Source organism: uncultured Marinobacter sp., from assembly GCF_913055835.1.
Lineage (GTDB): Bacteria > Pseudomonadota > Gammaproteobacteria > Pseudomonadales > Oleiphilaceae > Marinobacter.
In genome coordinates this window covers 140,330-166,061 of the sequence record NZ_CAJXKQ010000003.1, presented here as the reverse complement: position 1 = coordinate 166,061, position 25,732 = coordinate 140,330, and the positions used below count along the sequence as shown (strand labels likewise).

The window sequence follows — 25,732 nt, the reverse complement described above, 5'->3', positions numbered from 1 at the left end:
GGTTTCTCCGGAACAACGGTTTAATAATAAAAAATAGCGCCGGTATTCTCGACGAATTGAAACAAATTACACAACCCAAGAGCAGATGATGAAACACATTTTTATCCGGCGCCGGTTGATTACGCTCACCATGTTGCTGTCCCTGGCTGTATTCGTTCCCCTGGCTGTATTCGTTCCAGCGGGTCAGGCTGTTGCCCAGAATATGCAGGAACCGGCGCCCGAAGGGTCTGTTCCTGTTGATCCCAAGGACCCCTGGGAAAGCTGGAACCGCAAGGTGTTCACCTTCAACGAGACCATTGATCGGTGGTTCCTGAAGCCGGTGGCGCAGGCCTACCGGACGTTTACTCCGAACATTGTGGACCGTGGCATTACCAATTTCTTCAACAACCTGACGGAGCTCAGGAACTTCACCAACAGTATATTGCAGTTGAAGGGGGAGTCAGCTGTGGTGGCCGTCGGCCGCTTCACATACAACACCACCTTTGGGCTGGGTGGCCTGATCGATGTGGCAACCGCTTTTGATCTTCCGGAGCGCCCCGAAGATTTCGGCCAGACGCTGGGCTACTGGGGCGCCGGCTCCGGACCTTATCTGATGCTACCTTTTCTCGGCCCTTCCACGCCCAGGCACTTTACCGGTTTTTTGACCGACGGCTTTGCGCTACCTTCAGCGTGGGATGAGGTGGACAGCCCGGAAGTATACTATGCCCGGGGACTGCAGATTGTTGACCGGCGGGCAGACTTGATTCCCGCGGAGAGCTTTATCTCTGGCGACAGCTATGTATTTGTCCGAAATGCTTTCCTGCAGCGTCGGGAGTTCCTGATTAATGACGGGAAAGTGGTTAACGATCCGTTTGCCAGCGGTGACGATGAGGATCTGATGCTCGAGGATTTCTGAGCATCATCCGGATTGATAGGAGGTCAGCGGTGCTGAAGGATCCAAGAATAGCCAAATTCCGGAAGATGCTTGCCGAGGCGCCGAACTACGAAGTCTGGAAGGCTGCTGCGCTGGAACTGGATTTTCTGGAAGGTAGCGCCGAGTGGAAGGAGGATTTCGCCTCCGATCTCTACCACTATGAACTGATTTACGACCGCCTGAGCAACCTCAAACAGTATCGGCAGCAGAACGATGTAGAACGTCTGAAGCGCGCACTGCGGGAGGGGTTGCACCACGATCTGGGTAATATGGGCAACCCGGCACTGTATACTCGGTCGCGGGTTGGCACCAAGCATCTGATCGAAGAATACATCACCCAGGTTTGTGAGGCGCTGGACTATCTCTGCGATCAACCGGTGCCCAACTTTTCGGTTGCAGACAAACTCCAGTTCTTCCGCGATACCCTCACGAGCTATGGCCGGCCAGCATTGTTGCTCAGTGGCGGGGCCACACTTGGTATTTTTCACTTCGGCGTGATCAAGGCGCTCTGGGAAAAAGGACTCCTGCCTCAGGTTATCGCCGGCTCAAGCATCGGTGCCATCATCGCGGGTATTCTCGGTGTTCACACCGACGCGGAAATCCCTGAAATGCTGGTGCCGGAAAACCACAATCTGAAAGCCTGGAAGTGGCGTGGCCTGCTCAGCGCAATGCGTGGGGATGGGCTCATGGATCAGGAAGAACTACGCAACTGCCTGCGCGGCAACATCGGTGAATACACCTTTGAAGACGCCTACCAGCGTACCGGCCGTTCGATCAACGTGAGTGTTTCCCCGGTGCAGGCTCACCAGAAGGCTCGGTTGCTATCCGGATATACGTCTCCGTACCTGATGGTCTGGAGTGCGGTTCTGGCCAGCGCCGCGGTGCCCGGCATCTTTCCGCCGGTTACCCTGATGAAGAAAGACATACAGGGCAATACACTGCCTTACATGCCCCGACTGCGCTTTGTTGATGGTTCCGTGGTGAGCGATCTGCCCATTGAGCGGCTAATGCACCTGTACGATGTGAATTACACCATTGTGAGCCAGACCAACCCCCATGTGGTGCCCTTCCTGAGCCAGCGGGGAAGGGATGAAAAGTTGTCCCTCGGCAACCTGCCCATGCACTTGCTGAAATCGGAAATCCAGTTTCATGGCCAGGGGGTGTTTGATTACCTGCGCAAACGGGTCAGGCCGGAACTTCTGCGGCAGATGTCCGGTCAGTTGTACACCATCATGGCACAGCGGTATTCCGGAGACGTCACCATTGCGCCTTCCTATTCGATCAAGGACTACAGCAGGATGTTGGCGAACCCCGATCCGGCCTATGTGCGGCAGATGATACTGGCCGGCGAACGCGCTACCTGGCCGAAAATCTCCATGATCCGTTCCCATGCACGAATCTCGAAAACCCTTGAGCGGTGTGTGCGCCGGCTCAAGCAACAGAACCGGCGCACCGCCGAGCTCAGGCTGATCAGTAACGCGGATTCCGGTACGTCCTGATATGTATTACGACTTCTTCGGCTTTCGCGAACCGCCGTTTTCCATTGCCCCCGACCCCCGTTACCTGTATCTGAGCGATCGCCACAAGGAGGCGCTGGCGCACCTGATGTATGGGGTTCAGGGGCAGGGCGGCTTCATCGTGATAACCGGTGAAGTGGGAACCGGGAAAACGACGGTTTCCCGCTGTTTTATCGAGAACGTGCCGGATAATGTGGATATCGCGTTGATCCTGAACCCCAGGCTCTCTGCGCGGGAGTTGCTGTCCTCCATCTGCGATGAACTGGAGATCCCCCACGAGATCAGCGCCACGATAAAGGAGCTGGTGGACCTGATTAACCAGGATCTGCTCAAGGCTCATGCGGCCGGGCGCCACAAAGTACTGATGATCGATGAGGCCCAGAACCTGTCTGCAGAGGTGCTGGAACAGCTCCGGCTACTGACCAACCTGGAGACGGCAGAGAAGAAACTGCTTCAGATCGTCCTGCTCGGGCAGCCCGAATTGCAGGAGATGCTGGCGCTCCCGGAGTTGCGTCAGCTCAATCAGAGGGTTACCGCACGCTACCACCTGGATGCCATTGGCAAGGAAGAGCTGCCTGCGTATTTGCGTTACCGCCTCAGCGTGGCCGGAATGCGAGGCGATATTTTCTCGCAGCGGGCAGTTAATCGTCTCTATCGCGAAAGCCACGGTATCCCCCGCCTGATCAACCTGATCAGTGACCGGGCCTTGTTGGGCGCCTATGCCGAAGGCGAGCATGAAATCACCACTGATCATATCCGCCACGCGGCAAAGGAAGTGCGCGGGCATTCGATTGGTCCTGCGCCCTCACGTACAGGCCGGTCACCTGACAGATCCCAGTACCTGGTTGTTGCCGCCTCGATTCTGGTGGCTATCATCGGCACCGCCTGGTTGTTCGACCGGTGGACTCCTGGCGAATCAGCTTCTACCGGCCAATCATTGGCTGAGCCCCTGGTGGGGGCGGTTGAAAGGGCGGAGGAGCCGCCATTGGTAGAGGCCGGGGAAACGTCAGAACCCTTGCCTGAAGAGCCTTCAGTAGCCGGCGAACTGGCCGTACCGGATCAATTGCTGGATTCAGTCTCGGCGTTCCAGGTGCTTTTCGGAATCTGGGGGCGGGACTACCAACCTGCTGCCGCTCCTGTAGCCTGTGACTGGGCCAGCGGACAGGGACTGGGATGTCTGAGTCGGCAGGGTAGCCGCAGAAGCCTGGAGTTTCTTGATCGCCCGGCGATGCTTCAGCTGCAGGATGAGGCCGGCAATACGGGGTTTGTCGTTCTCCGCCATCTCAATAGCGATACGGCAGAGGTGGCCTTGCCGTCTGGCAATCAGACGGTTTCCTTTGCCAGTATTGAGCGCCACTGGTTTGGTGAGTATCGGGTACTATGGCGCCTGCCGGAATACCTGACCGGAGACGGTTTCTACGGCAACGGTGGCGGTGAGCAACTCTGGATTGGCGCACGAATGATGGACCTGGCAGACAAGCACGCCGGTTCCCGGGCAGAGAGCGACCGCGTCAAACGTATGGAGGCCGAAGAGCAGATTCGCTGGTATCAGGCCTTGCGGGGCCTCACTGTGGATGGCATTGCCGGCGCGATGACCATCATCCAGATCAACAACGACCTGGAGGCCTCCATTCCCCGCCTCAAGCCCCTGCAGTCGGAAGGTCGAGAGTAACCATGTCTTACATTCTTGACGCATTGCGAAAATCCGAAACCGAGCGGCGGCAGGGTCGCGTTCCGGACCTTGGCCAGCAGGTGCAGTTGATTCATCGGCCGAAGAAAAAGCGGGGCTCTGCGGCGCTGTGGGTAGCACTGGCATTGATGCTCAACGCGGGAGTCCTGGCCTTCGTGTTCTGGCCGGGAACACCGCTGCCCTGGAGTTCCGGAGTGCAAACCGAGGTGTCCGAGGCGTCGGATAGGGCCGGCAATGTTCCTGAACCCGCGCCCGTGATGCCTCCAACGGAACCAGATCCGGTAGTCGAAGATGCAGTCGCGGAAACCGGCGCTATTCCGGAGACCGATCCTTCCGAGGCAGCTTCTCCGCCCACTGCTTCGGAACCTCCGGTAGCAGAGACCAGGGAGCGGGCGACGGTTATCGTGCCCTCATCCGCAATATCCGAAACCGCGGTCCCGGTTGTTGAACAGGAGCAGGCAGGCAGAGTCCCTCATCTGGTAGAGTTGCCGCTTTCATTCCAGAAGAGCGTTCCCGATTTGACCTTTAACAGCCACATATACTCTTCGTCTCCTGCATCCCGCCGGGTGATGATCAACAACACCTACCTGAGAGTGGGCGACTCCTTTGAGGGCCTGCGGGTGGACGACATCACCGAAGAGGGCGTCGTGCTCAGCCGTGACGGGCGGCGCTTCCGGGTTGGGGTTGTGCGGGACTGGGTGAGCCCCCGCTGATGGCACTGACTGACGAGATCAAGCAATCCATCCAGCAAGGTTATCGCGATGTGCTGGCCGGCAAAGACATTCGGGCCCGCTATGGCCAGCGTCTGATGATTGCTGAAATTGCCAAGTACATGGGCGACATCACAGAAAACGATGGCCAGCGAACGTCTCCGGCCTCGGCCTGTGTAGTGGAGGCGGGGACCGGGACGGGTAAGACCCTGGCTTATCTGATCGCTGCGATACCGGTGGCAAAAGCCCTGGGCAAAACCCTGGTCATTTCCACGGCAACTGTAGCCCTTCAGGACCAGATCGTGCTCAAGGACCTCCCCGATCTGAAGAAGCACAGCAAGATGGATTTCAACTGGACGCTGGCCAAAGGCCGGGGTCGCTACCTGTGCATGTCGCGGCTGGAAGCCCGCCTGCACGATGAGGGCAATACCGACAGTGACACCATGCCCCTGTTCTTGCTGGATGGCCCGAAAAATGAAGAGCCCGGTACCCGGGCATTCTTTGAGGAGATGCTGGCCAGCTATGGTTCCAGGGAATGGGATGGTGATCGTGACCACTGGCCGGAGCAGATCCCGGACGATGTCTGGCGACAGGTGACCACGGACCATCGCCAGTGCACCAATCGCCACTGCAGCTACTTCGACAGTTGTGCCTTTTTCGATGCCCGCAAAGAACTCGACGATGCGGATATTGTGGTAGCCAACCACGATCTGGTGCTCGCGGACCTGGCGCTGGGCGGCGGGGCGATACTGCCGGAGCCGGAGAACGCCCTCTATATTTTCGATGAGGCCCACCATCTTCCGGACAAGGCGTTGAATCACTTTGCCGCGTCGCTTCCCCTGAACGCCACGCGGCAGTGGCTGAAACAGCTGTCCCAGGCTCTGGTCAAAATGCAGCCCTACCTGGCGGCCGGTACCCAGGCCGCGAAGTCGCTGGATCGGATCAGTTCCGCCTCAAGGGAAGTGGATCTGGTGCTGAACCGGGTCTACGAGGAAGCGGAGCAGAATACGGGCTGGGAGTTCAACGAGGAGCGCCGTACGGCCCAATGGCGCTATCCGGAGGGAGAGTTGCCAGAAGCCATGGCGGATCTGGCAGCAGAGAGCCGCATTGCGACCGCGAATATGGTCCGTCAGCTTGGCGTTCTGGCAGATGAACTGCAGGGCGCCTTCGACGAGCGTAAGGAACATGAGATTGACAGGGAAACCGCTGAAGCCTGGTATCCGGTGATTGGTTCGTTTCACGCCCGGGCCGAGGATCAGCTGCGGCTTTGGACGGCCTGGTGCGAGCAGGGCGGCGCTAAACCCCGCAGCGAAGCAGAGGCTGACCCCGACGAGGGTGAGCAAGCCGAGGCCAGGCCAAAAACCCAGAAAAGCCCGCCACCAGCCCGCTGGGCGGTGCGTCAGCGCTGGGATCATGCGGAAGACATCACCCTGTACAGTTCGCCGGTATTGGCAGACAACCTGTTGTACTCCAGGCTCTGGTCCCGGGCCTACGGGGCCGTTCTTACCAGTGCCACACTGACCGCACTGGGACGGTTTGATCGCTTGAATGCCCGGGCGGGGTTACCCCAGGACAGCCGGTTCCTCGTTGTGCCCAGTTCTTTCCGGTATGGGGATATGGCGACGGTAGAGGTGCCGGCGATGTCGGCCATGCCCACGGATGACGGTTTCGCTGATGAACTGATCAAACGACTGCCAGACCTGTGGGCGGGCGAAAAAGCGACCCTGGTGTTGTTCACTTCTCGCCGCCAGATGCAGCAGGTCCGGGACGCACTGGCGCCGGAATACCCAGATTTGATTATCACTCAGGACGATATGGCCAAGGGTGAGGTACTTCGCCAGCATTGCAGCCGGGTGGATGAGGGGCGGCCCAGTGTCCTGTTTGGCGTTGCCAGCTTTGCCGAAGGCATCGACCTGCCCGGAAAATACCTGCACCACGTTGTGATTACCCGTTTGCCGTTCTCGGTCCCGGACGACCCCATTGAAGCGAGCCTGGCAGAGTGGGTGAGCCAGCGGGGCGGCAACCCTTTCATGGAGATCACGGTGCCGGATGCGTCAATCAAGCTGGTTCAGGCGGTGGGGCGGCTGCTTCGAACCGAGCAGGACACCGGCAGGGTGACCATTCTGGATCGGCGGATCATTACCCGGCGCTACGGACAGCTGTTGCTGGATGCCTTGCCGCCGTTCCGTCGGATTATCGAACGCTGAACTCCAGCCACCGATCATTGAGCCATAAAAAAAGAGCCAGCCCGTGAGGGTTGGCTCTCATCAAATGGGTTCTTTCGAACCCGGGCGTCGAAACAACGCGGAACAAGAAATCTGAAGGCCTGAAGTTTCAGAATTCCTGGTGAGGTTTCCCTCACCGTTGGGTTAATAATAGGGGATTAGAGGGCGTAGACGGATCGTCCAAAGGGCGTAGCGGGCTTAGATTGCTCGCATAAAATGTGACGCGCGTCACGTTTCCGGATAGTCCGATATCAGCCTTCCAGCAGCCCCAGGTCCCGGGCCCGGGCCAGTGCCTCGGTCCTGCGGCCGACGCCCAGCTTGCCGTAAAGGTTGCGGATGTGCGCCTTTACGGTAGCCGGTGCGACCTTCAATTTGGCTGCAATTTCCTTGTTGGCGTGGCCCTCATGGATCAACGCCAGCACTTCCAGCTCTCGCTGACTTAAGGGTTCGGGTAGTGCTGCCGCCTTGTTTGTTGGCTGCTCCATCGGATTGGGCGCTGGGCTTTCGCCGATTTCCGAATGCATCTGGCGCGATTCCATTTGCTCCGTGAGCATCTTTCTTACGTTGGCGTTCCAGCTGCCGGGGGTTCGCAACGCGGGCAGATCCAGCAGCAGGGCGCGAAGCTGCGGGCTTTCCTCGGCAAACAGCCGCATGAATCCGGCCTCGGCGGCCAGGTTTACCGCCCGGGTCAGCATCTGTTCCGATTCTTTGTGCCTGGCCTGTTTTGCCAGGGCCTCGCCATAGACGAGCAGTATCTCAACCAGGTGACGGTTGTGGGCGTTGCGTTCCGCGGGTTTCAACAGGGCGCTGAGTATTTCCTGGGCGCGTTCGGGCTGGTCCAGTGCCACCAGCACTCGGGCTTCGCTGATCCGGCTCTGTTCCAGGTGGAGCGGGTTGGTGAACTGAGCATCGGCCCTGGCGTCGAGGCAGGCGCGGGCTTTATCCGGGTGACCGGCAGCAAGATAGCACCGGGCGAGAAGCGCAGTGCTGGCAGGTGGCTCGAAAACAATCTGCTCACGGCGCTTTCGGCCGGTCTGGGAAGCGTCTTCCAGGGCTTCAATCGCGTCCTGGAGCCTTCCTTCGCTGAAGGCCAGGTGACCACGAACGTACTGAATGATCACGTGTTGTCCCGGTTCGGTGCCGCGCTCAACATGTTCGAGCAGGGGCTGCAGGTGCGTGGCGGCGAGTTGGGGATGGTTCCGTTCCCGGTGAATCTCACACAGGGTGCTGTTTTGCCAGCAGGAAATGAGCCGTGGTTGGCTGGGGTCTGCATAGTGCCTGTCCACCCATTGCCGGATGTCGGTGCAGGTTTCCAGCGCCAGATCGATATCGCCGCGATTGTACTGAATCCACGCCAGCAAACCGCCACTTGAGAGTACAGTGCTGGGTTTATGCTCGACCTGTCCGTAACGAACGGCTGACTGGAGCGCGTCCTCGGCTTCGGTTAGCTCGCCATCGCCATAGTAGTCCAGGCCCAAACCGTAATAGGTTACGGATTTCAGGGGAATGCGGGTGTGGTCTATCTCCCTGAGCACCTGGCGGGTAAGGTCGGCGGCGCTCTTGTCATCACTCCGGGTCCGGGCCAGGTATGAGCGCATCAGCGAGATTTCGCTCTGTAGCCCGAGAGCCCCCTCTGCATCCGGGTGTGAATCGGCTACCTGGCGGTCCAGAAGATCCTCAAGTGCTGATAAAAGCGGCTCCAGGGTATCCACCCGGTTGGCAAAGAACAGCCCCCAGATCCGTAGCATCTGGAGTTGCGGATTGTCGGTTATAAGATCCTGTGGAAGGGCCTCGAGCCAGTCCAGTACAGGGAGGTGATAGCCTCCATGGATCAGATTGTTGCCATGCTCGGCCAGCACGCGAGCGAGCCACGGCCAGTCTTCCTGACGAACAATCTGGGCAATGGCTTCCTGAACATGGCCATGGGCCAATAACCAGGTTACGGTGCGTTGCCAGAGCCGCGTTGCCTTTTCCGGCTCTGTGTGACTGATCCTGAGCAGCAGTGCATCCCGGAACAGGTCGTGGTAGCGGAACCACTCGTTCCGGGTATCCAGCGGGATCAGGAACAGGTTCTGGCTCAGAAGCGTTTCGAGCATTTCCTGGCTGTCGCCGGATTCACGGATTGAGTCACAAAGGGAGGCGCAAAGCCGGGGACAGCAGGCGGTTTCAAGCAGGAAATCGGCAATATCCCGGGGTTGCTGTTCCAGAACCTCGCTCAGCACATAATCGCTGATGTAGCGCTCATCCAGACTGATCTGACTTCCCTGTTGAGCTGCATCTTTGCCGGAGAATGTCGAAGAAAGCGCGGAAAGCTGCATGGCGGCCACCCAACCTTCGGTTTTTCGGCAGATGGCGAGGACATCTTCCTCAGCAATATCAAGGCCCATGGTGTCGCGGAAGAACTGCCGGCATTCCTCTTCCGAGAAAGCCAGCAGGCCGGGATGGATGTCCTGAACCCAGCGGCGGACGCGCCAGCGTGCCAGCGGCAGGGGAGGCTCCGTTCGAGACGCCAGGGTAACCAGGATGCCTGGCGGCAGATAGTCGATGAAATAGGCGAACTGCCTGTGGATCGCCGGGTTTGCGATAAAGTGGAAATCGTCCAACACCAGGGCCCATTCACTTCCATCCTGGGCCAGGATGTTGAGCAGGCCGGTGATGGCCTCGGTAAAGGTTTCATCGGATTGGTGAGACAGCTGTTTCCGCAATTCCGCCGCACCGGTCAGTCCGGCCTGTTCGAAGGCGCCGATGACGTACTGCCAGAATCGCCTGGGTTCATCATCGTGTTCGTCCAGGGAAAGCCAGGCCGTGGGTGAGGAAACCCGTGAGCACCACTGGGCCACCAGGGTTGTCTTGCCAAAGCCGGCGGGCGCAATTACCAGATTCAGCCGTTTGGGGCTTTGCTGCTCCAGCAGGTCGCTCAGTCGCTCACGCTTTACGGCGCGCGAATCGGACGTTGGTCTGAGAAACTTGGTGGTGAGCAGCATGAATTCCCTGGAAACCGAGTGTTGAATTGCCCAGGCAGGGCATAAGGGATTGTGTCCTTTGTAATTACCAAGTCAAGGGCTATGAAGCCACTTTAACCACGCTTGGGTTTTATCAGGGGCTGCGTAAATGCAATTTTGGTCTAAACTGTGTGAAAGTAGTTGCCTATATTAAAAAAGAATGAAAACCTGTATTTTTATGCGTATTCTTCGACAAGATCTTTCGGTCTCCAGGGAGCAGCAGATTCAATGAAACTACAACAGTTGCGCTATATCTGGGAAGTTGCGCATCACGATCTGAATGTGTCCGCAACCGCACAAAGCCTCTTTACCTCCCAGCCCGGGATCTCCAAACAGATTCGCCTTCTTGAGGACGAGCTGGGGCTGGAAGTGTTTGCACGAAGCGGCAAGCATTTGACCCGTATCACGCCGGGCGGCGAGATCATTATTCGGGAGGCGGGGGAGATCCTGCGACGGGTTGAGGGCATCAAGAAGATTGCCCAGGAATTCAGCAACCAGCGCAAGGGCGACCTGAGTATTGCGACGACTCACACCCAGGCGCGGTATGCGCTGCCACCGATCATCAGTGGTTTCATTGAGGAGTACCCGGACGTTTCCCTGCACATGCATCAGGGTACTCCCATGCAGATCTCCGAGATGGCGGCCAATGGGGCGGTCGACTTCGCCATCGCCACAGAGGCCATGGAGTTGTTCAGCGATCTGATCATGATGCCCTGCTATAAATGGAATCGCTGCGTGATCGTGCCGAAGGATCACCCCCTGGCAAAACTCCCGGAACTGACGCTGCCGGAGCTGGCGGAATACCCGCTCGTTACCTACGTGTTTGGCTTCACAGGGCGCTCAAAGCTCGATGAGGCGTTCCAGTCGCAAGGGCTCACTCCAAAGGTGGTCTTCACGGCCGCAGACGCGGACGTAATCAAGACCTACGTTCGGCTTGGGCTCGGTGTCGGCATTATTGCCAGTATGGCTTTTGATCCCAAAACGGATACCGACCTGGTGGCCCTGGATGCGCGCAAACTGTTCAGACCCAGCGTAACCCGGCTGGGCTTCCGGAAGGGCACCTTCCTGCGGGGCTACATGTACGACTTTATTCACCGGTTTGCGCCCCATCTCACCAAGGAAATGGTGGACGAAGCCGTATCTCACCAGGGTAGCCGGTCTGAAATCGAAGAGTTATTCAAGGATATAGAACTGCCCACTTATTAAATGGGCAGAGAGGGTGTCCAGACGCCCGGTTATTCCCGGGCGATCAGGTTGCCAGCATGAAGGCCACATTCTTTCTGGGTGGCCTCTTCCCACCACCAGCGGCCCTCTCGCTCGTGCTGTCCGGGGAGAACCGGGCGAGTGCAGGGCTGACAGCCGATGCTCACGAAGCCTTGCTCATGGAGCTTGTTGTAGGGCGCCTCGGACATCCGGATGTAATCCCACACCTCTTTTGATGTCCAGTTCGCCAGCGGATTGAACTTAACGAGGGGTCTGTCATCGGTTGAGAACGCAGTGTCCTCCTGGACAACCGGCACGTCATTGCGCGTACCCGGGCTCTGATCCTTGCGCTGCCCGGTAATCCAGGCGTCAACCGTCGCCAGCTTCCGGCGCAGGGGATTGACCTTGCGAATGCCGCAGCATTCACTGTGCCCATCCTCGTAGAAGCTGAACAGGCCTTTCTTGTTCACCAGATCCTGAACTTCCTGAGCATCCGGGAACAGGACTTCAATCTCGATGCCGTAATGCTTGCGCACCCGCTCCACAAACTCATAGGTTTCCGGATGCAGGCGGGCCGTATCCAGAGTGAAAACCTTCAGGTTGTCGGTCAGCTTGTGCGCCATTTCAATCAGCACAACATCTTCGGCGCCGCTGAAGGAGATAGCGATGTTGTCGTACTGTTTCAGGGCAGTTTTGAGAATCGAACGGGGGCTCTGGCCTTCGAGCTCTTCCCGCAGGGTTTGAATATCGGTCATGGCCCGGCATTGCCTTATCTTGGTGTGCAAGGAAATCCAACTGAACGAAAAGGCTATCATTAAACGCCTAATATCCTGAAGGAATGACAATCTATATGGTTATTCCCGGGGTAAAAGCCAGGGTTTACACTTCTACGATGCAATCCCGCCCGGTTTTTCTTATCATACGCTCCGAATAGAGGCAGACGGACATACCGTCGTCGCCCTTAACCAATTGAAGCAGGAGATCGTTGTGGAACTGGCATGCCTTGACCTTGAAGGAGTATTGATCCCGGAAATCTGGATCGCGTTCGCCGAAAAGACCGGCATTGAAGAGCTCAAGGCCACCACCCGCGATATTCCGGATTACGACGTGCTGATGAAGCAGCGCCTGAAGCTGCTGGACCAGCACGGCTATGGGTTGCCTCAGATCCAGGAAGTGATCGGCGAGCTCGACCCGCTGCCCGGCGCCCGGGAATTCCTGGATTGGCTGCGTGAGCGGTTCCAGGTGGTGATTCTTTCAGACACCTTCTACGAATTCGCCATGCCCCTGATGAAGAAGCTGGGTTACCCGGCGCTGCTCTGTCACAAGCTGGAAGTGGCAGACGACGGCCAGATTACCAATTACCTTCTGCGCCAGCGTGATCCAAAGCGCCAGTCGGTGAGAGCATTCCAGTTGCTGAACTACCGTGTGATTGCGGCCGGTGATTCCTACAACGACACCACCATGCTGGGGCAGGCCGAGGCCGGCATCCTGTTCCATGCGCCGCAGAACGTGATCGATGAGTTCCCGCATTTCCCTGCGGTGCATAACTTCGATGATCTCAGGCAGGAGTTTCTCAAGGCCAGCGCTATTCACAGCGCCTGATTGGAAGACTGAAACCGGGGTCAGAAGAAAGCCTTCTTCTGACCCCATGTTCACTTTTACTCAATAAGCAACTCTTCAAGAAACCGCATCAAAGGCCCGACTTTCGCGAGCGTCTCCTGATACTCAGCCTCGGGATCCGAATCTGCAACAATACCGCCACCGCCCCAGCAGCGAATGGTTCCCTCGCTATCGCACAGCATGGTTCGAATCGCAATATTGCTGTCCAGCGTGCCGTCCAGTCCGCGATAGAAAATCGAGCCGCAGTAGGGGCCACGCCAGTGGGGTTCCAGCTCCCGGATGATCTCCATCGCCCGTATCTTCGGCGCTCCGGTAATGGAACCACCCGGGAAAGCGTCAAACAGGGCCTTCATGGGTGTGATGCCGTCTGCCAGCTCGGCGCGGATGTGGCTGACCAGGTGATGAACGTTACGGTAGGACTCAAGAGCAAACAGCTTGTCGACTTTCACGCTTCCAGCTTTTGCGTTCAGGCCCAGATCATTGCGGAGCAGGTCGACGATCATCAGGTTTTCAGCCAGGTCCTTTTCGGACTCTTCCAGTTCAGTTGCAAACGCTGCATCGCTCTCCGGAGTGCCACCCCTCGGCCGGGTGCCCTTGATGGGACTGGTGGTGACGGTTCGGTCGTGTATCTCGAGAAACCGCTCGGGAGAGACCGAGAGGATGGATGCGTCTCCGGCGCGGATAAAGCCACTGTAGGGCGTTGGATTGGCATCCGAAAGCGCCTGGAATGCTTGCCAGGGATCCCCCGCGAATTCTCCGGAAAATTCCTGCGAGAGATTGGCCTGGTAACAATCTCCGGCTTCAATGTATTGGCGAACCCTTTCTACGTTCTCCCTGAAGGCATCCGGTGTTTGCTTGGGTTGGAAGCGGGAAACCATAGCCCACCCGTTTGTAGAGCCTTGCTCGCTATCGATCAACCACTGCTCCAGAGTAGCCCGGGTCGCATCCGGGCACTCCGGATGAATCCACAGCCAATATTGATCTGTTTGTCGATTATGACTGGCCGTCCAGAGGTAGAATCCTGCCGAAATGAGGGGTACATCCAGTGACGGGCAGAGTTCCCGGAGACGTGATTCTCTGACATACCCAAGCTCATACCCAAGAAATCCAATCCATCCGCCGAAAAGGCATTCCGGATTTGCGTGTTGTGCGATCTGGAATTTTCGGACGAGGCTTTCCATTTTTACAGCGAGCTGGTCGGAACAAAAATCCGTTTGAACAGGAGCGTGGAGAAGTTCGGTGGCATGTGCGCATGCGGAAAAACCGCTCAAGACGCCGCGTGCCGGACCGTTACCGACACTCCCGATATAGGCAAAATCCTCTTCCCGGCAGGCATGGCTGAGCAGGCGATGGTAAGCCTCCTGATTAAGTTCACGCATGGTTGCCGGGTTCAAGACTCCTCCGGATTCTTTGAAAAATGATAAACAGAACACAAAACGAGCGTTGTCGCGTTTACCGAGCCGCTGCTCTAATGGTGGGCTGTTCCTGTTGTCCGCCAATTCGGGACACCGGTGGCTATTCTAACTGAGTTTAGCGACCATTCTTACCATAAAAACAAATCAGGGCACGTCATTTGAGCGAATAACTGACGTGTCTGAGGAAAGAACGGAGATTGCCGATGAAAAATCCTATACACCTCAGAAAGGAGTTTGTGGCACTGTTTGCGATTCTCGCCTGTATCCCTTTTCTGGTAGCTGCTCAGGGCGCTGATGAGTCAGACAAAGAAGTAAAACAGATGATTCAGAAGCAATTCGAACGAATGTACGAGAAGGGAATTGAAAACCTCTCAGAACGTATTGTTCTGACCGGAGGTGTGAAGCCTTTTGCAGTGGTTTCTGATACAGGAGATAACGTAAAGGCGATTCGTATCAGGCAGGCAGAAGAGATGCCGCCGGAAATGGCACTTGCAGTTCTCCGGCGCTCACTAATAGCACTTGTCAAAAAGGGAAAGATTGGGGCCACTGCGATTTTTTACACTGCTGACAATCCAAACAAAGAATCAAATGCTGAAAAGGTCCTCGTCGTGGAGATGGAGCATATTTTTGGGCCAACTCTGGCGCAGCTCGTTCCATTTACGATCAAAGGCGGCAAGGCAACCTATGGAGAGCAGGTCGTTGTCGACATGGAAAAGCAGATATTCAAAATCAAGGTCGATGAAGAGCCCGCGGAGTGAGCTCTTTAGTGTCGAACAATCTAATTATTGGTTAGTGTGAAGGTGTTCACGGAACATTCTGTAACCTCTGACGTACTCTGTATCCGTGCAGATACAAAAGTAAACCAAACAGTCTGCATGTATGGAAATAACAACAATTTGTTCCGTAAAGGAGAACGTTATGAAAGGCCTGAAGAAACTCGCACTGGCAACAGCCGTTGCTGCAGCACCGTTTGCAGCTCACGCTGACCTCAAGGCACTGGATGACAGTGCAATGGGTGACGTGACCGGTCAGGCTGGTGTGTCTATTGAACTGGAAACCGAAGTCAGCATCGGCGAGTTCCGCTATACCGACGAAGGTTACCTGTCGGTCAACGATATCTACATCGGTGGCGGAACAGTTGAGCGCGATGGTAGCGGCAATGTGACTGGTGTGTCTGGTCTGCTGGACGATCTGTTGATTGACATCGATGTAGAGGCCGATGGTGACGCCTACATTGATGTCCACAGCATTTCTGGTGCTCCGATTGACTTCGCTGTTGGTGTTGGTTCCGCGTCACTGAACGCTACCGACGGAAGTGGCGATTCCACACTCCTTGCCAGTAACATTGGTATAGAAGGTGGTCTGGCGCAGCTTAACATCCGTGTTGATACCGCCACTGACGACCTGATCATGAACGTTGGTTTCAACGTGACTGACATGGATATGAATGTTGACTTTCTGGGCGTGAATATCCGTGACATGCGTGTTATGGGTGCCAACTTCCTTGAAAGCGGCGGCGCTGTAGATCCGGCGGATCCAAGCACTCTGTCTAACGCGTATGCTTTTGCCACCATTACTGTTGGTAAGGGTGTTTCTGCCGCGACTGGCAATGATGCTCTGGAAATTGCTATCCCGAATTTCCAGGCCGACATCCTCGTCGGTGCTGTCGAAATTGGTGGCGCCTCCATCGGTTCGTTCCAGATGGACAACCTGGCGGTAACCAATACCAACATGAAGGTTTATGGTCACTAATCTGACCTAACACCCAAGTTGGTGAAACGCCCCGCTCCGCGGGGCGTTTTTATTGGCCAGAAGAAAACCCGAGCCAATAAAAAAAACGGCAGCCAACCCTGGCTGCCGTTTTCTAATCGAATGAATGAATTCGGCGCTACTGATCCGGCACCGCAATAGAAAGATCAAACCCACCACCAGGCCGCGGCGTCAACGTAATCGGTCCCTCATTAATGGCCTGCGGTACCTGTATTTGATCAATCCCCGGCGGGTTACCGATACTGAAGTTCAGATTCTGGCCATCAAAGCCAATCCCCAGTTGATCGTTAAGAAACGTCTGTGTAAAAGGTTCCTCCGGAATCTCTGCCTGTTGCCCAAAGATTATCGGTGGAATTGTTGGGGTGAATTCTGCTGGCGGCTGTGCCCGCGCCAGTTCTTCCTGGGGCAGGAGCAGGGCGCGCCGGAGAAATTCCTCTTCTGCGTTTTCCAGGGCATCGCTCTTACCCTCATCAACGTATCGTTGCAAGGCGTCCCGGTAGGCTTCTTCTTCCGCTTCAGTCAGAACAGGTTCCCCGGGAGAAATAGTGAGGGAGCGCAGGATGCGTTGCCGGTCGGCGTCGGATTTCTTCTGCTCTTTAGGCACAACAATAACGGCAGAGTCCTTCACATAGGTTTCTACCATCTCGTCCGAGGTCATGGTTTGAACGCCACCAAAGGCAGGTAAAGCAACAACCAGACCGCTGATGGCGGTGGTGAGCAGGTGTCCGCGTTTCATAATCTGGCCTCTTTTGTTTTAAAAATACGCTCCCTGAAGCGAGTATTCGGTTTGTAGGACAGGAATTCAAGCTGGAAGATCCGGGATTGTGATCAGAATCTTTGATTTTTCGGTACTGTTACTAATCACAGCAAAAACATGGTCGAATACCATGAACTTTTTTGGCGTTGCAGGGCCACAGTGACACTATGAAAAATCCGTTCAGAAACCGATTCAGTCGCTGGATTAACCGACGGATTCCGCGGTCCGATCTCCAGACCTTCAGCCAGAAAAACATCTTTATCTTGCCCACGGGCGCTGGCGTGGTCTTTGGTCTGTTACTGCTTATCATGCTGCTAACTGGCATCAACTATCAGAACAGCCTGATCTATCTCAGTACCTTCTTGCTGGGCGCCGTGTTTGTTGGCGCCATGCATCAGACCCATCGAAACCTGTCTGGCCTCGAGCTCACCCTGGTTCAACCGGGGGAGGGATTTGCCGGCGATGATATCCCTTTCCGGTTTCGCCTCAAGGGTGGCAGGGATGACGCCATTGCAATCCTGCTCTCCTGCGATGAATCCGGCCTGGCACCGGTGCATGTCCACTCAGGACAGTCCCGGGATGTTACTTTGCCGGTCCATTCCGCCCATCGAGGGTATTTGAGGCCGGATCGGATCCGTATTGAAACCCGCTTTCCCTTTGGCCTTCTGAAGGCGTGGTCGTGGGTTCGGCCAGTGTCAGCCGGAGTTGTTTTTCCCAGGCCGATTCCCGCACCCGAGGCATTCGGTACTGTCGAAGATGGTGAGGAATCAGTCGACGCAAGATCCGTTGACGGCAATGACCACGCCGACATCCGACCCTGGAGGGAGGGAGACCTGAGCCAGCGAGTACTCTGGAAGCGGTTTGCTCGAACCGGGCAACTGGTGGTGGCCGACTGGGAGGGCGAACAGGGCAGTCCCCACTGGCTGGATTTTAACGCCTATCCTGGCGCAGACCATGAGTTGCGGCTCAGTTATCTGGCGTTTTTGGTGAACGAACGGGGCCGCAATGGCGTTCGGTTTGGATTAAGTCTTCCCGGGCAAATCATTGAGCCCGATTCTGGCCCGGCGCACGTATCCCGGTGCCTCAGAATACTGGCGACCTGGGGCGAAGAGCGACCCAGGGATGCGATGACCGAGCCCCACGGAACGCGCAAAAAATTGAAAGAGAAAGCACCCCATTGGGTCGCGGAGGGGCAGGCTTGAGTTTTCTGGACCGCTTGAGAAGCAAGGAACAGGATGACGTCGCAGCGACCAATCTGCCGTCCAGGGCTCTGCTCTGGCTGATTGTCAGCTTTGCCTTGCTATTAACACCACAGTGGGACCGTTTGCCCTTGTGGCTGATCGCGGCCTGTGCGGTGCTGGCGGCCTGGCGGTGGCTTGCGCAATATGGTCGCGTAAGACTCCCGGGCCGCCTGTTGCGCACCGGAATCATGCTGGTTCTGACTGGTGTTTACATTGCCACGGTGCAGGGACGGTTTACGGTGGACACGGCCGCTTCGTTCTTCGTGCTTGCGGTGGGTCTCAAATGGCTTGAGACCCGTTCAGTCAGGGACTTCTATGTCCTGTTCTTTATCCTCGTTTACCTGGCCACTGTAAACTTCCTGTTTCACCAGGAAATCCTCTGGGCGTTGGTGAATTTTGCAGGCATAGCGTTGCTGCTGGTCGGGCTGCAGGTGCTGAATGCGCCTGAATTACCTGGTGGAATGACGTCTGGCTGGCGCAGACTGGGCGCGATGTTCCTGAAGACGTTACCGATTGTCGTTCTGTTGTTTGTGTTTTTCCCCAGAATGTCGCCGTTGTGGAGCGTGCCGCTGGTTTCCGGTGAGGCTCGAACGGGTATCAGTGACACCATGCGACCGGGTGATATCTCCAACCTCGCCCAGAGCAGTGAACGGGCCTTTCGGGTAACGTTTGGTGGCGAGATGCCCGCCTATCGCGACCGCTATTGGCGAGGTCTGATCCTCGATTATCTGGATGGAGAAACCTGGCGCCAAGGCCAGAGGGAAGGCTATCGTCCGCTGGGACGGGTTGCGGTTGACGGAGGCATAGGAGAGCTCGAAGCAAACCAGTATGACGTCCTCCTCGAACCGACCGATCAGCGCTGGGCGTTCGCTCTTGAAAATTCCAGGGCAGTATCAGACAACGTTTTCGAGGACAGCGCCGATCTCTTCCGCTTTCGCCGGCCGGCTGACAGCCCGGTGCGTTATCGCCTGGCTCTGGATGAAGAGGCCCCGGAGGTCCAGGCGCAAAGCTTTGCTGAATTGCGGCAGTACCTTCAGTTACCAGGCGAAGGTAACCCCCGTGCCCGGGAGTTGGCGCGGGAGCTTCGTACCAGTATGAGCGATGAGCAGATCATACGAACGTTGATGGAGCGCTTTCGGGAGCAGGAATATTTCTACACGCTCAGGCCACCGGCCATGCCGGATGACGGCATAGATTCCCTGCTTTTCGACGAAAAACGCGGATTCTGCGCCCACTACGCGGGCGCAACCACGTTTGTTTTGCGGGCGGCCGGCATTCCTTCCCGCGTTGTGGTCGGTTACCAGGGTGGTGAAAGCGGAGCCGGTGGTGATTACCTGATCGTGCGCCAGTATGATGCCCACGCCTGGGTAGAAGCCTACCTAGATGGACGAGGCTGGGTAAGGATCGACCCCACAGCAGCCATTGCGCCAGACCGGATCGAGTCCGGTCTCAGAGACGCCGTTGCCGAAGAGGGATCCTTTCTGGAGGACAACTGGGCGTCGCCCCAGCGTTATGCGGATGTTGCGCTGGTCCAATGGGTTAGCCTTCAGTTGGACCGCATCAATTACCAGTGGCAGCGATGGGTTGTCGGTTACCAGGGCCAGAGCCAGATGGACCTGATGTCCCGGCTGCCGGGTGGTTTTGGCATGCGCGAACTGGGGTATATGACAGCCGGTATCGTTGGCGCCGGGTTGCTGATTGCCGGGTTAATTTCTGCTTTCCAGATGCGCCGTGGAGAACGACGTGACGCCTTCCGGAGGGTGGTGGATACCTGGCACCGGTTGTGCGCCAATGCCGGGGTGCCTGTCCGTCATGGTGAAACGCCATCGGTGCTGGCGTCACGCCTGGCGAAAGCGGAACCGGCTGCGGCAGATTCGGCCCGGCTTTTTGCCCGCTTGGTTAACAGCCATTACTATAGCGCTGGTCAAGACGAGGAAAATGGTGAGCAGCTCAGGCGAATGCGGCGTCTGCTCGCCACTATGAAGCGTCAATTACGGAAGCGCCAACTGCGCAGATCCAGGACCCGGACAGGAAAAACCAGTGACTGATATTGCCCAAGACATGCCCTGGCTCGGCCGCGCCTGGCAAACCGTGCAGAGCCGGGTGGCGGAAGACAGGCTGCCACATGCGCTAATCCTTGCGGGAGAGCGCGGCGTGGGTAAGCGTGCCTGGGCCGAAGCTGTTGGCGGATTACTGTTGTGTGAGAAGCCTCTGAACCGGGAGTCCGGTCAGCCGGTTGCCTGTGGCAGCTGTAAGCAGTGTGAACTCCTGGCCGCTGCCAGCCACCCTGATATCCGGGTTTATGCGCCGGAGAAATCCCGTATGGTCAAGGTTGATCAGGTGAGGGCGCTGTCTTCTTTTGCGGTGGCTTCACCTCAGGTGGCCCACCACAAGGTGGCGATCATCGATCGTGCGGACCAATTGAATATCAATGCGGCCAATGCGCTGCTCAAGACTCTGGAAGAGCCGCTGCCTGATGTAACCCTGATCCTGCTACAGGAAAGCGGGCGTCCGGTGCTGCCTACCATTCGTTCCCGCTGCCAGACATTGACTGTTCCCGTGCCCGCCAACAACGAGGCCAATCAGTGGCTCGCGAGTCGGGTTCGGGAACTGCCCGAAGAAGCCCAACCGTCTGCAGAGGTTCTGGCCAAAGCGTTAATGCTGGCCGGAAACGCGCCGAGGCTCGCTCTGGATTACGCAACCGGAGACTTCATCGAACTCCGTGATACGGCTCTGGAGCGGTTCAAGGGATTCATGAAATCGAAGATTCCGGTGGGTGAGGCCGCCAAGGCCTTCAAGGCGATGGGCCTGGAAGATACCCTCTGGTTGTTTGAAACCTGGGCTGCAGATCTGGCCCGCCAGATAGCGGGTGGCAATGCACGGGATACCGACGCCGCGGATATGCTGGGTTTCCTGGCCCGAACAACCCCTGCCTGGCAGGCCCATGAACTGCTCGATATGGTAAAGGATTCGAGGGCGGCGGGCGTTTACAATGCAAGCCCGGAGTTGGAGGCGAGTCGGCTTCTTATCGCCTGGCAGAAGTTGATGCCGGTCAAACGCCCGGCGGCATAGGCGGGTGGGCATGGCCCGCAGTATTGCGCCTTTGGTGCCAACAGCTGCTATGATTCCGGAATGAAAGGGATTTTCAGATCCCGACAAACGTTCAAAACGATCCAAGACAAAAGGTGTCAGTTATGGGGCCAGGATTTGGTGCGCGCAGTGGCATACTCACCCTGACAATAAAGGATAAAGCAGTACTCTACGCTGCCTACATGCCTTATATCCGCCAGGGTGGCCTGTTTATCCCGACCCAGAAACAGTACCAACTGGGCGACGAGGTTTTCCTGCTTCTTAACCTGATGGACGAGCCGGAAAAAATCCCGGTTGCCGGCAAAGTCATCTGGATAACGCCCAAGGGGGCCCAGGGAAACCGCGCGGCGGGAATCGGTGTCCAGTTCAACGGCGACGACGAAACCGCCCGCACCAAGATTGAATCCTATCTGGCAGGTTCGCTGAGTTCCGATCGCCCAACCCACACAATGTAGAGGCGGGAACTGGATGAACGACATGGCGATTCCCAAGGAAGCTTCCTGCGGCCAACCAGACGGTAGCGGCATCCAGGAAACCGCTCCGGCATTCCGGGAGTCCGAGTGGAAGCTCCGGCACATCACCCTGGCCGGTCTCAGTTGGCCTCCTGCGAGCGAGGCCCACGATAATACCCCGATCATCATGCTGCACGGCTGGCTGGATAACAGCCTGACCTTTGTAAAACTGGCACCGGAACTGACTACTCTCGGGCCGATTTATGCCCTGGACTTTGCTGGCCATGGTCATTCGGGACATCGCCCGGAAGGCCAGAGTTATCTGTTGATGGATTATGTTGCCGATCTGGCCGAGCTGGTTGAGCGCTATTTCCAGGAAACCCCGGACGGCAAAATCAACCTTGTTGGTCACTCCCTCGGTGGCATTGTTGGTGCCCTATACGCGGCAGCTTTTCCTGAGCGGGTAAAAAATCTGGTAATGATCGACAGCCTGGGTGCACTCAGTCGTCCGGTACAGGAGACCATTCCCCAGCTCCGAAAGGCGATCAAGAAACGCATTGCCGGGTCCGGGAAGCACGTTGTTTACCCGGATATCGCCACCGCGGCCAAAGCCCGGGAGGGTGGACTGAGCCCGCTCAGCCCTGAAGCCGCACTGACGCTCATTCCACGAAACATGAGGCCCGAGGGGGATGGATACGTCTGGCAGACCGATCCCCGGCTGCGGCACCCCTCACCACTGATGATGACTGAAGAGCAGGTACTGGCCTCGCTGGCTGCGATAGAAACCCCGGCGCTTTTTGTCAGAGCCGATGAAGGACTTCTTTCGTACAGAAAAGATCTGGATGAGCGCGCTGAAGTTATTGCCAACCTCCAGATCGTGAATGTGCCGGGAGGTCACCATTGCCATCTGGATGGAGAGACCGGGCCGGTTGTAACAGCCATCAGACAATTCCTGGAAAATGAGTAATCGCTTGCTGAAATCACTGTTCACACGTCGCCTTGCCCCAATTCTTGGTTTACTGGCTCTGTCGTCGGTTTTGCAAGCCGCTCCGGAGGAGATGCCCGAAGCGTTTGAGCAGTCGACGCTGGAAGATACGGTCTCCATTGAGTCTTCGGGCCACCTCGTTTTGTTCAGCCCGGTCCGAGAGGTCAACAACGAGATCCGTTCCGAATCCCTGGCCCGGTTACCGGTAGCGGGAGAAGGGCGCCTTTATCGGATTGCCCGGGACTCCAGCCGGGAAGAGGCGAGGGACCACTATCTTGGCCTTTTGCGCCAGAGAAATGCGCAGATTCTCTTCGAGTGTTCCAGCATTCGTTGCGGGAGAAGCAACGTGTGGGCAAACCAGATCTTTAATCAGGCAGTTCTCTATGGCCGTGATGCCACGCAGGATTATCTGATTGCGGGCGCCGTTGCGGAGGATGGTTCCCGTTGGCTGACCCTGGTTTATACAGTTACCAGGGGCAATCTGCGGGAATATGTCTGGGTGGAGCATCTGCGGGTGGAGCCTGGAGCTACGATTCCGGGGTTTGGTAGTGTTGCCAACCGTGTCGATGGGCCCATCATCGTTCCCTGGCAGGGAGGCATAACTTATCGTTTTGACTGGCAGGCTACGGACCGCAGACGGGTAACCGATCTGGCCCGTGAAGAGGGAACAGTGGCTGTACTTCTGGGCTATTCTGAATTGGCGGCCGATGAATCGTTCACTGATGCCATGGAGCGTGCTCGTCAGGCCACTGAGTCTTTGGCGGAGGTATTGTCCAAGACAGGAGTTTCCCGCGACCAGCAGGAAATCATCATTGTTGGACCAGCAGGTGTATTCAATGATCCGGACAGGCAAGGCGATCGGGTGGAAGTGGTCGTAATTTCGAGGTAATCATTATGGGCGCATCAAAGGACGAGGATAAGAACCAGAAGGACAAGCCCTCAGAGAAAGATCCCCAGGACAATGTGTCCAAGGTCCTGAAAAGCTCGGATGTTTCCGCTACGCATGCCCCTGCCAACCCGGAGAAGGGGGATGACCGAAACAGACCACGTAAAACCGTTGCATTGACGCTGGGAAGCGGCGGCGCCCGGGGTTATGCGCACATTGGCGCCATAGAAGTGCTGGTGGAGCGAGGCTACGACATCGTTGCCATCTCTGGCTGCTCCATGGGGGCGTTGATAGGGGGTATGTTCGGGGCCGGCAAGATGCAAGACTACAAGGACTGGGTCACGGGCCTGGGCCAATTTGATGTTCTGAAACTGCTGGACGTTACCTTCAATTCCGTTGGTGCCATTCGCGGCGAGAAGATTTTTTCGGTGGTCCGGGAAATGCTGGGGGATACCCGGATTGAGAACCTGCCCATCGCCTTTACCGCCGTGGCCACCGATCTGCTTGCCCACAAGGAAATCTGGTTTCAGGAAGGCCCTCTGGATCAGGCCATCCGAGCTTCGGTAGCGATTCCAAGTGTGGTCACTCCGCTGGTTCTCAATGGCCGTGTTCTTGTGGATGGCGCCTTGCTAAACCCGCTGCCGATCATTCCGACCATATCCTCCCACGCCGACATGATTGTCGCGGTCAATCTCAGCGGTGAAGATGACCGCAGACGGCGTATTCCGGATGCGGCTTTTTCACCGGTGGAGGATGAGCACACGGACATGGACGAATGGGTGGATACGATCCGCGAGAAGGCGTCCCGCTGGTTCGACTGGGACGCCTTGAAGTCGCTGACAGCCCGAAAACCGGACAACGGAGACAGCCCGGAAGAGAAAATCACTCGTGCGGTGCACAAAAAGGAGCATCAGAAGCAGCACGAAAAAAAACCGACTGACAAAAAGAGCCAGGAAGAACACGAAACCATCGACTGGGACAAGCTTGGTATCGGTAAATTCGATGTGATGAACCTCACCATCGAGACCATGCAAAGTGCCCTGGTTCAGTACAAGATTGCCGGGTACCCACCGGATTTGCTGGTCAATATCCCGAAGAATGCCTGTCGGAGCTACGATTACCACAAGGCGCCGGAACTGATCCAGCTGGGCAGGGAGCGTATGGCAGCCGCTCTGGACCGGTTCGAGGAAAGCCGTAACAGCTCCGGCCCCCTGGCGATTTGAGCGAATCGGCAGCTGCTGTTGCATGTGGGCTGCAGCCGAGCGGATAAACAGCGTATAATCCGGCGCTGACACGCTCTCGCACAGGATTTACGTTTGTGACCAGCCCCATTGACGACCTTCAAAGCGTTCGGGATTACCTTCGCTACACCTCCTCACAGTTTGCCGCTTCGCCCCTGTTTTTCGGCCACGGCACGGATAATGTCTGGGATGAGGCGGTTCAACTGGTCATGCGCAGCCTGCATCTTCCCCTGGAGAACAACACGGTATTTCTGGATGCCCGTCTTACCCGTGAGGAACGTGAACTGGTTCTGGACAGAATCCGCCGCCGGGTAAATGAACGGGTGCCTCTTGCCTACCTCTTGGGGGAGGCCTGGTTCATGGGTATGCCGTTCCATGTGGACGAGCGGGTACTGGTGCCGCGCTCTCCCATTGGCGAACTGATTGAAAATGGTTTTCAGCCCTGGCTGGGTGATAAGCCGGTTGATCGCATACTGGACCTCTGCACCGGTAGTGGCTGTATTGGCATTGGTGCGGCGTCCGTTTTTACTGAAGCGGAAGTGGATCTGTCGGACATTTCTCCAGAGGCACTGGAGGTGGCAGAATCCAATATCGAGCTTCACGGAGTCCGCGGACGAGTTCGTACCGTACAATCGGATGTCTTTGAAAACATTGAAGGCCGTTACGACATCATCGTGAGCAATCCGCCCTATGTGGATGCGGAAGATCTCTCCAGCATGCCGGACGAATACCGCCACGAGCCCGAACTTGGCCTCGCCGCCGGCAAGGACGGGTTGGATATTGCCCACAGGATCATTGCGAGCGCAGCTGATCATCTTACCCCTGGCGGGCTTCTGGTGGTGGAAGTGGGTAATAGCTGGGTGGCAATGGATGAGGCTTATCCGGATCTGCCGCTGACCTGGCTCGAGTTCGAGAACGGTGGCGATGGCGTCTTTCTGATTACCGAACCGGACCTGCGTCAGTGGCAGGCTTCCAGTTAATCTGAATTCTCATAAAAGCTGAACAAGATACTGAA

The 25,732-nt window shown here is 56.9% G+C and carries 22 protein-coding genes; 18 read left to right on the top strand and 4 right to left on the bottom strand.

Going from position 1 to position 25,732, the window contains the following annotated elements:
- The first annotated feature begins 88 nt into the window (after positions 1–88).
- Genes QZ534_RS03410 through dinG form a run of 5 tightly spaced genes read left to right on the top strand, consistent with a single transcriptional unit; the run spans position 89 to position 7,037 of the window.
- On the top strand, positions 89–895 hold the full coding sequence (locus QZ534_RS03410) for a VacJ family lipoprotein (protein WP_296931429.1): 807 nt from the start codon (positions 89–91) through the stop codon (positions 893–895).
- Positions 896–924: 29 nt separating this feature from the next.
- A complete protein-coding gene (locus QZ534_RS03405; RefSeq protein WP_296931427.1) occupies positions 925–2,412 on the top strand; it encodes a DUF3336 domain-containing protein in 1,488 nt (495 codons plus the stop codon).
- 1 nt (position 2,413) lies between these two features.
- The gene (locus QZ534_RS03400; protein WP_296931425.1) at positions 2,414–4,102 is read left to right on the top strand and encodes an AAA family ATPase; all 1,689 of its coding nucleotides are present in this window, start codon (positions 2,414–2,416) and stop codon (positions 4,100–4,102) included.
- A 2-nt stretch (positions 4,103–4,104) separates the two neighbouring features.
- Entirely contained in the window at positions 4,105–4,833 is a 729-nt protein-coding gene (locus QZ534_RS03395; protein ID WP_296931423.1) for a general secretion pathway protein GspB, read from the top strand.
- Positions 4,833–7,037 carry an ATP-dependent DNA helicase DinG gene (gene dinG, locus QZ534_RS03390; RefSeq protein WP_296931422.1) on the top strand — a complete coding sequence of 735 codons (2,205 nt, stop codon included), beginning with the start codon at positions 4,833–4,835 and terminating at the stop codon, positions 7,035–7,037. The genes QZ534_RS03395 and dinG overlap by 1 nt, the downstream gene beginning before the upstream one ends.
- Positions 7,038–7,306: 269 nt before the next feature.
- On the opposite strand, the gene QZ534_RS03385 is transcribed toward dinG, so the two are convergent.
- Positions 7,307–10,039, bottom strand: coding sequence for a LuxR C-terminal-related transcriptional regulator (locus QZ534_RS03385; protein ID WP_296931421.1), 2,733 nt, complete (start codon positions 10,037–10,039; stop codon positions 7,307–7,309).
- A gap of 246 nt (positions 10,040–10,285) precedes the next feature.
- On the opposite strand from QZ534_RS03385, the gene cysB reads away from it, so the two are divergent.
- Positions 10,286–11,263 carry an HTH-type transcriptional regulator CysB gene (gene cysB, locus QZ534_RS03380; protein ID WP_296931420.1) on the top strand — a complete coding sequence of 326 codons (978 nt, stop codon included), beginning with the start codon at positions 10,286–10,288 and terminating at the stop codon, positions 11,261–11,263.
- Positions 11,264–11,292: 29 nt separating this feature from the next.
- On the opposite strand, the gene QZ534_RS03375 is transcribed toward cysB, so the two are convergent.
- Positions 11,293–12,075: a phosphoadenylyl-sulfate reductase gene (locus tag QZ534_RS03375; RefSeq protein ID WP_296931419.1), complete on the bottom strand. Its 783-nt coding sequence runs from the start codon at positions 12,073–12,075 to the stop codon at positions 11,293–11,295.
- A 172-nt stretch (positions 12,076–12,247) separates the two neighbouring features.
- On the opposite strand from QZ534_RS03375, the gene thrH reads away from it, so the two are divergent.
- On the top strand, positions 12,248–12,862 hold the full coding sequence (gene thrH, locus QZ534_RS03370) for a bifunctional phosphoserine phosphatase/homoserine phosphotransferase ThrH (protein ID WP_366935807.1): 615 nt from the start codon (positions 12,248–12,250) through the stop codon (positions 12,860–12,862).
- Positions 12,863–12,918: 56 nt separating this feature from the next.
- Here thrH and pabB read toward each other — a convergent pair whose 3' ends face one another.
- Positions 12,919–14,061: an aminodeoxychorismate synthase component I gene (pabB, locus tag QZ534_RS03365; RefSeq protein ID WP_296931499.1), complete on the bottom strand. Its 1,143-nt coding sequence runs from the start codon at positions 14,059–14,061 to the stop codon at positions 12,919–12,921.
- On the opposite strand from pabB, the gene QZ534_RS03360 reads away from it, so the two are divergent.
- The 3 genes from QZ534_RS03360 (at position 14,026) to QZ534_RS03350 (ending at position 16,047) form a co-directional block, all read left to right on the top strand.
- The gene (locus QZ534_RS03360; protein WP_296931502.1) at positions 14,026–14,301 is read left to right on the top strand and encodes a hypothetical protein; all 276 of its coding nucleotides are present in this window, start codon (positions 14,026–14,028) and stop codon (positions 14,299–14,301) included. The two genes, pabB and QZ534_RS03360, sit on opposite strands and share 36 nt — an antisense overlap.
- 197 nt (positions 14,302–14,498) lie before the next feature.
- Positions 14,499–15,053, top strand: coding sequence for a hypothetical protein (locus QZ534_RS03355; RefSeq protein ID WP_296931418.1), 555 nt, complete (start codon positions 14,499–14,501; stop codon positions 15,051–15,053).
- A gap of 160 nt (positions 15,054–15,213) precedes the next feature.
- Positions 15,214–16,047 (top strand): DUF6160 family protein, encoded by an 834-nt coding sequence (locus tag QZ534_RS03350; RefSeq protein WP_296931417.1) that lies wholly within the window; start codon positions 15,214–15,216, stop codon positions 16,045–16,047.
- A 136-nt stretch (positions 16,048–16,183) separates the two neighbouring features.
- On the opposite strand, the gene QZ534_RS03345 is transcribed toward QZ534_RS03350, so the two are convergent.
- Positions 16,184–16,801, bottom strand: coding sequence for a hypothetical protein (locus tag QZ534_RS03345; protein WP_296931416.1), 618 nt, complete (start codon positions 16,799–16,801; stop codon positions 16,184–16,186).
- 188 nt (positions 16,802–16,989) lie between these two features.
- On the opposite strand from QZ534_RS03345, the gene QZ534_RS03340 reads away from it, so the two are divergent.
- The 8 genes from QZ534_RS03340 to prmB all read left to right on the top strand — a co-directional run bounded on the left by QZ534_RS03340 (position 16,990) and on the right by prmB (position 25,697).
- Positions 16,990–18,024, top strand: a complete 1,035-nt coding sequence (locus tag QZ534_RS03340; RefSeq protein ID WP_296931415.1) for a DUF58 domain-containing protein — start codon at positions 16,990–16,992, stop codon at positions 18,022–18,024.
- A gap of 5 nt (positions 18,025–18,029) precedes the next feature.
- Positions 18,030–20,111, top strand: coding sequence for a DUF3488 and DUF4129 domain-containing transglutaminase family protein (locus tag QZ534_RS03335; protein WP_296931497.1), 2,082 nt, complete (start codon positions 18,030–18,032; stop codon positions 20,109–20,111).
- Positions 20,104–21,135: a DNA polymerase III subunit delta' gene (holB, locus tag QZ534_RS03330; protein WP_296931413.1), complete on the top strand. Its 1,032-nt coding sequence runs from the start codon at positions 20,104–20,106 to the stop codon at positions 21,133–21,135. The genes QZ534_RS03335 and holB overlap by 8 nt, the downstream gene beginning before the upstream one ends.
- A gap of 122 nt (positions 21,136–21,257) precedes the next feature.
- Positions 21,258–21,608: a PilZ domain-containing protein gene (locus QZ534_RS03325; RefSeq protein ID WP_008171779.1), complete on the top strand. Its 351-nt coding sequence runs from the start codon at positions 21,258–21,260 to the stop codon at positions 21,606–21,608.
- A gap of 13 nt (positions 21,609–21,621) precedes the next feature.
- Positions 21,622–22,572 (top strand): alpha/beta hydrolase, encoded by a 951-nt coding sequence (locus QZ534_RS03320; protein WP_296931411.1) that lies wholly within the window; start codon positions 21,622–21,624, stop codon positions 22,570–22,572.
- A gap of 4 nt (positions 22,573–22,576) precedes the next feature.
- Positions 22,577–23,479, top strand: coding sequence for a DUF4892 domain-containing protein (locus QZ534_RS03315; protein ID WP_296931409.1), 903 nt, complete (start codon positions 22,577–22,579; stop codon positions 23,477–23,479).
- Positions 23,480–23,484: 5 nt separating this feature from the next.
- Positions 23,485–24,699 (top strand): patatin-like phospholipase family protein, encoded by a 1,215-nt coding sequence (locus tag QZ534_RS03310; protein ID WP_296931407.1) that lies wholly within the window; start codon positions 23,485–23,487, stop codon positions 24,697–24,699.
- Between the two features lie 95 nt (positions 24,700–24,794).
- Positions 24,795–25,697, top strand: coding sequence for a 50S ribosomal protein L3 N(5)-glutamine methyltransferase (gene prmB, locus QZ534_RS03305; protein WP_296931406.1), 903 nt, complete (start codon positions 24,795–24,797; stop codon positions 25,695–25,697).
- Positions 25,698–25,732 lie beyond the last annotated feature (35 nt).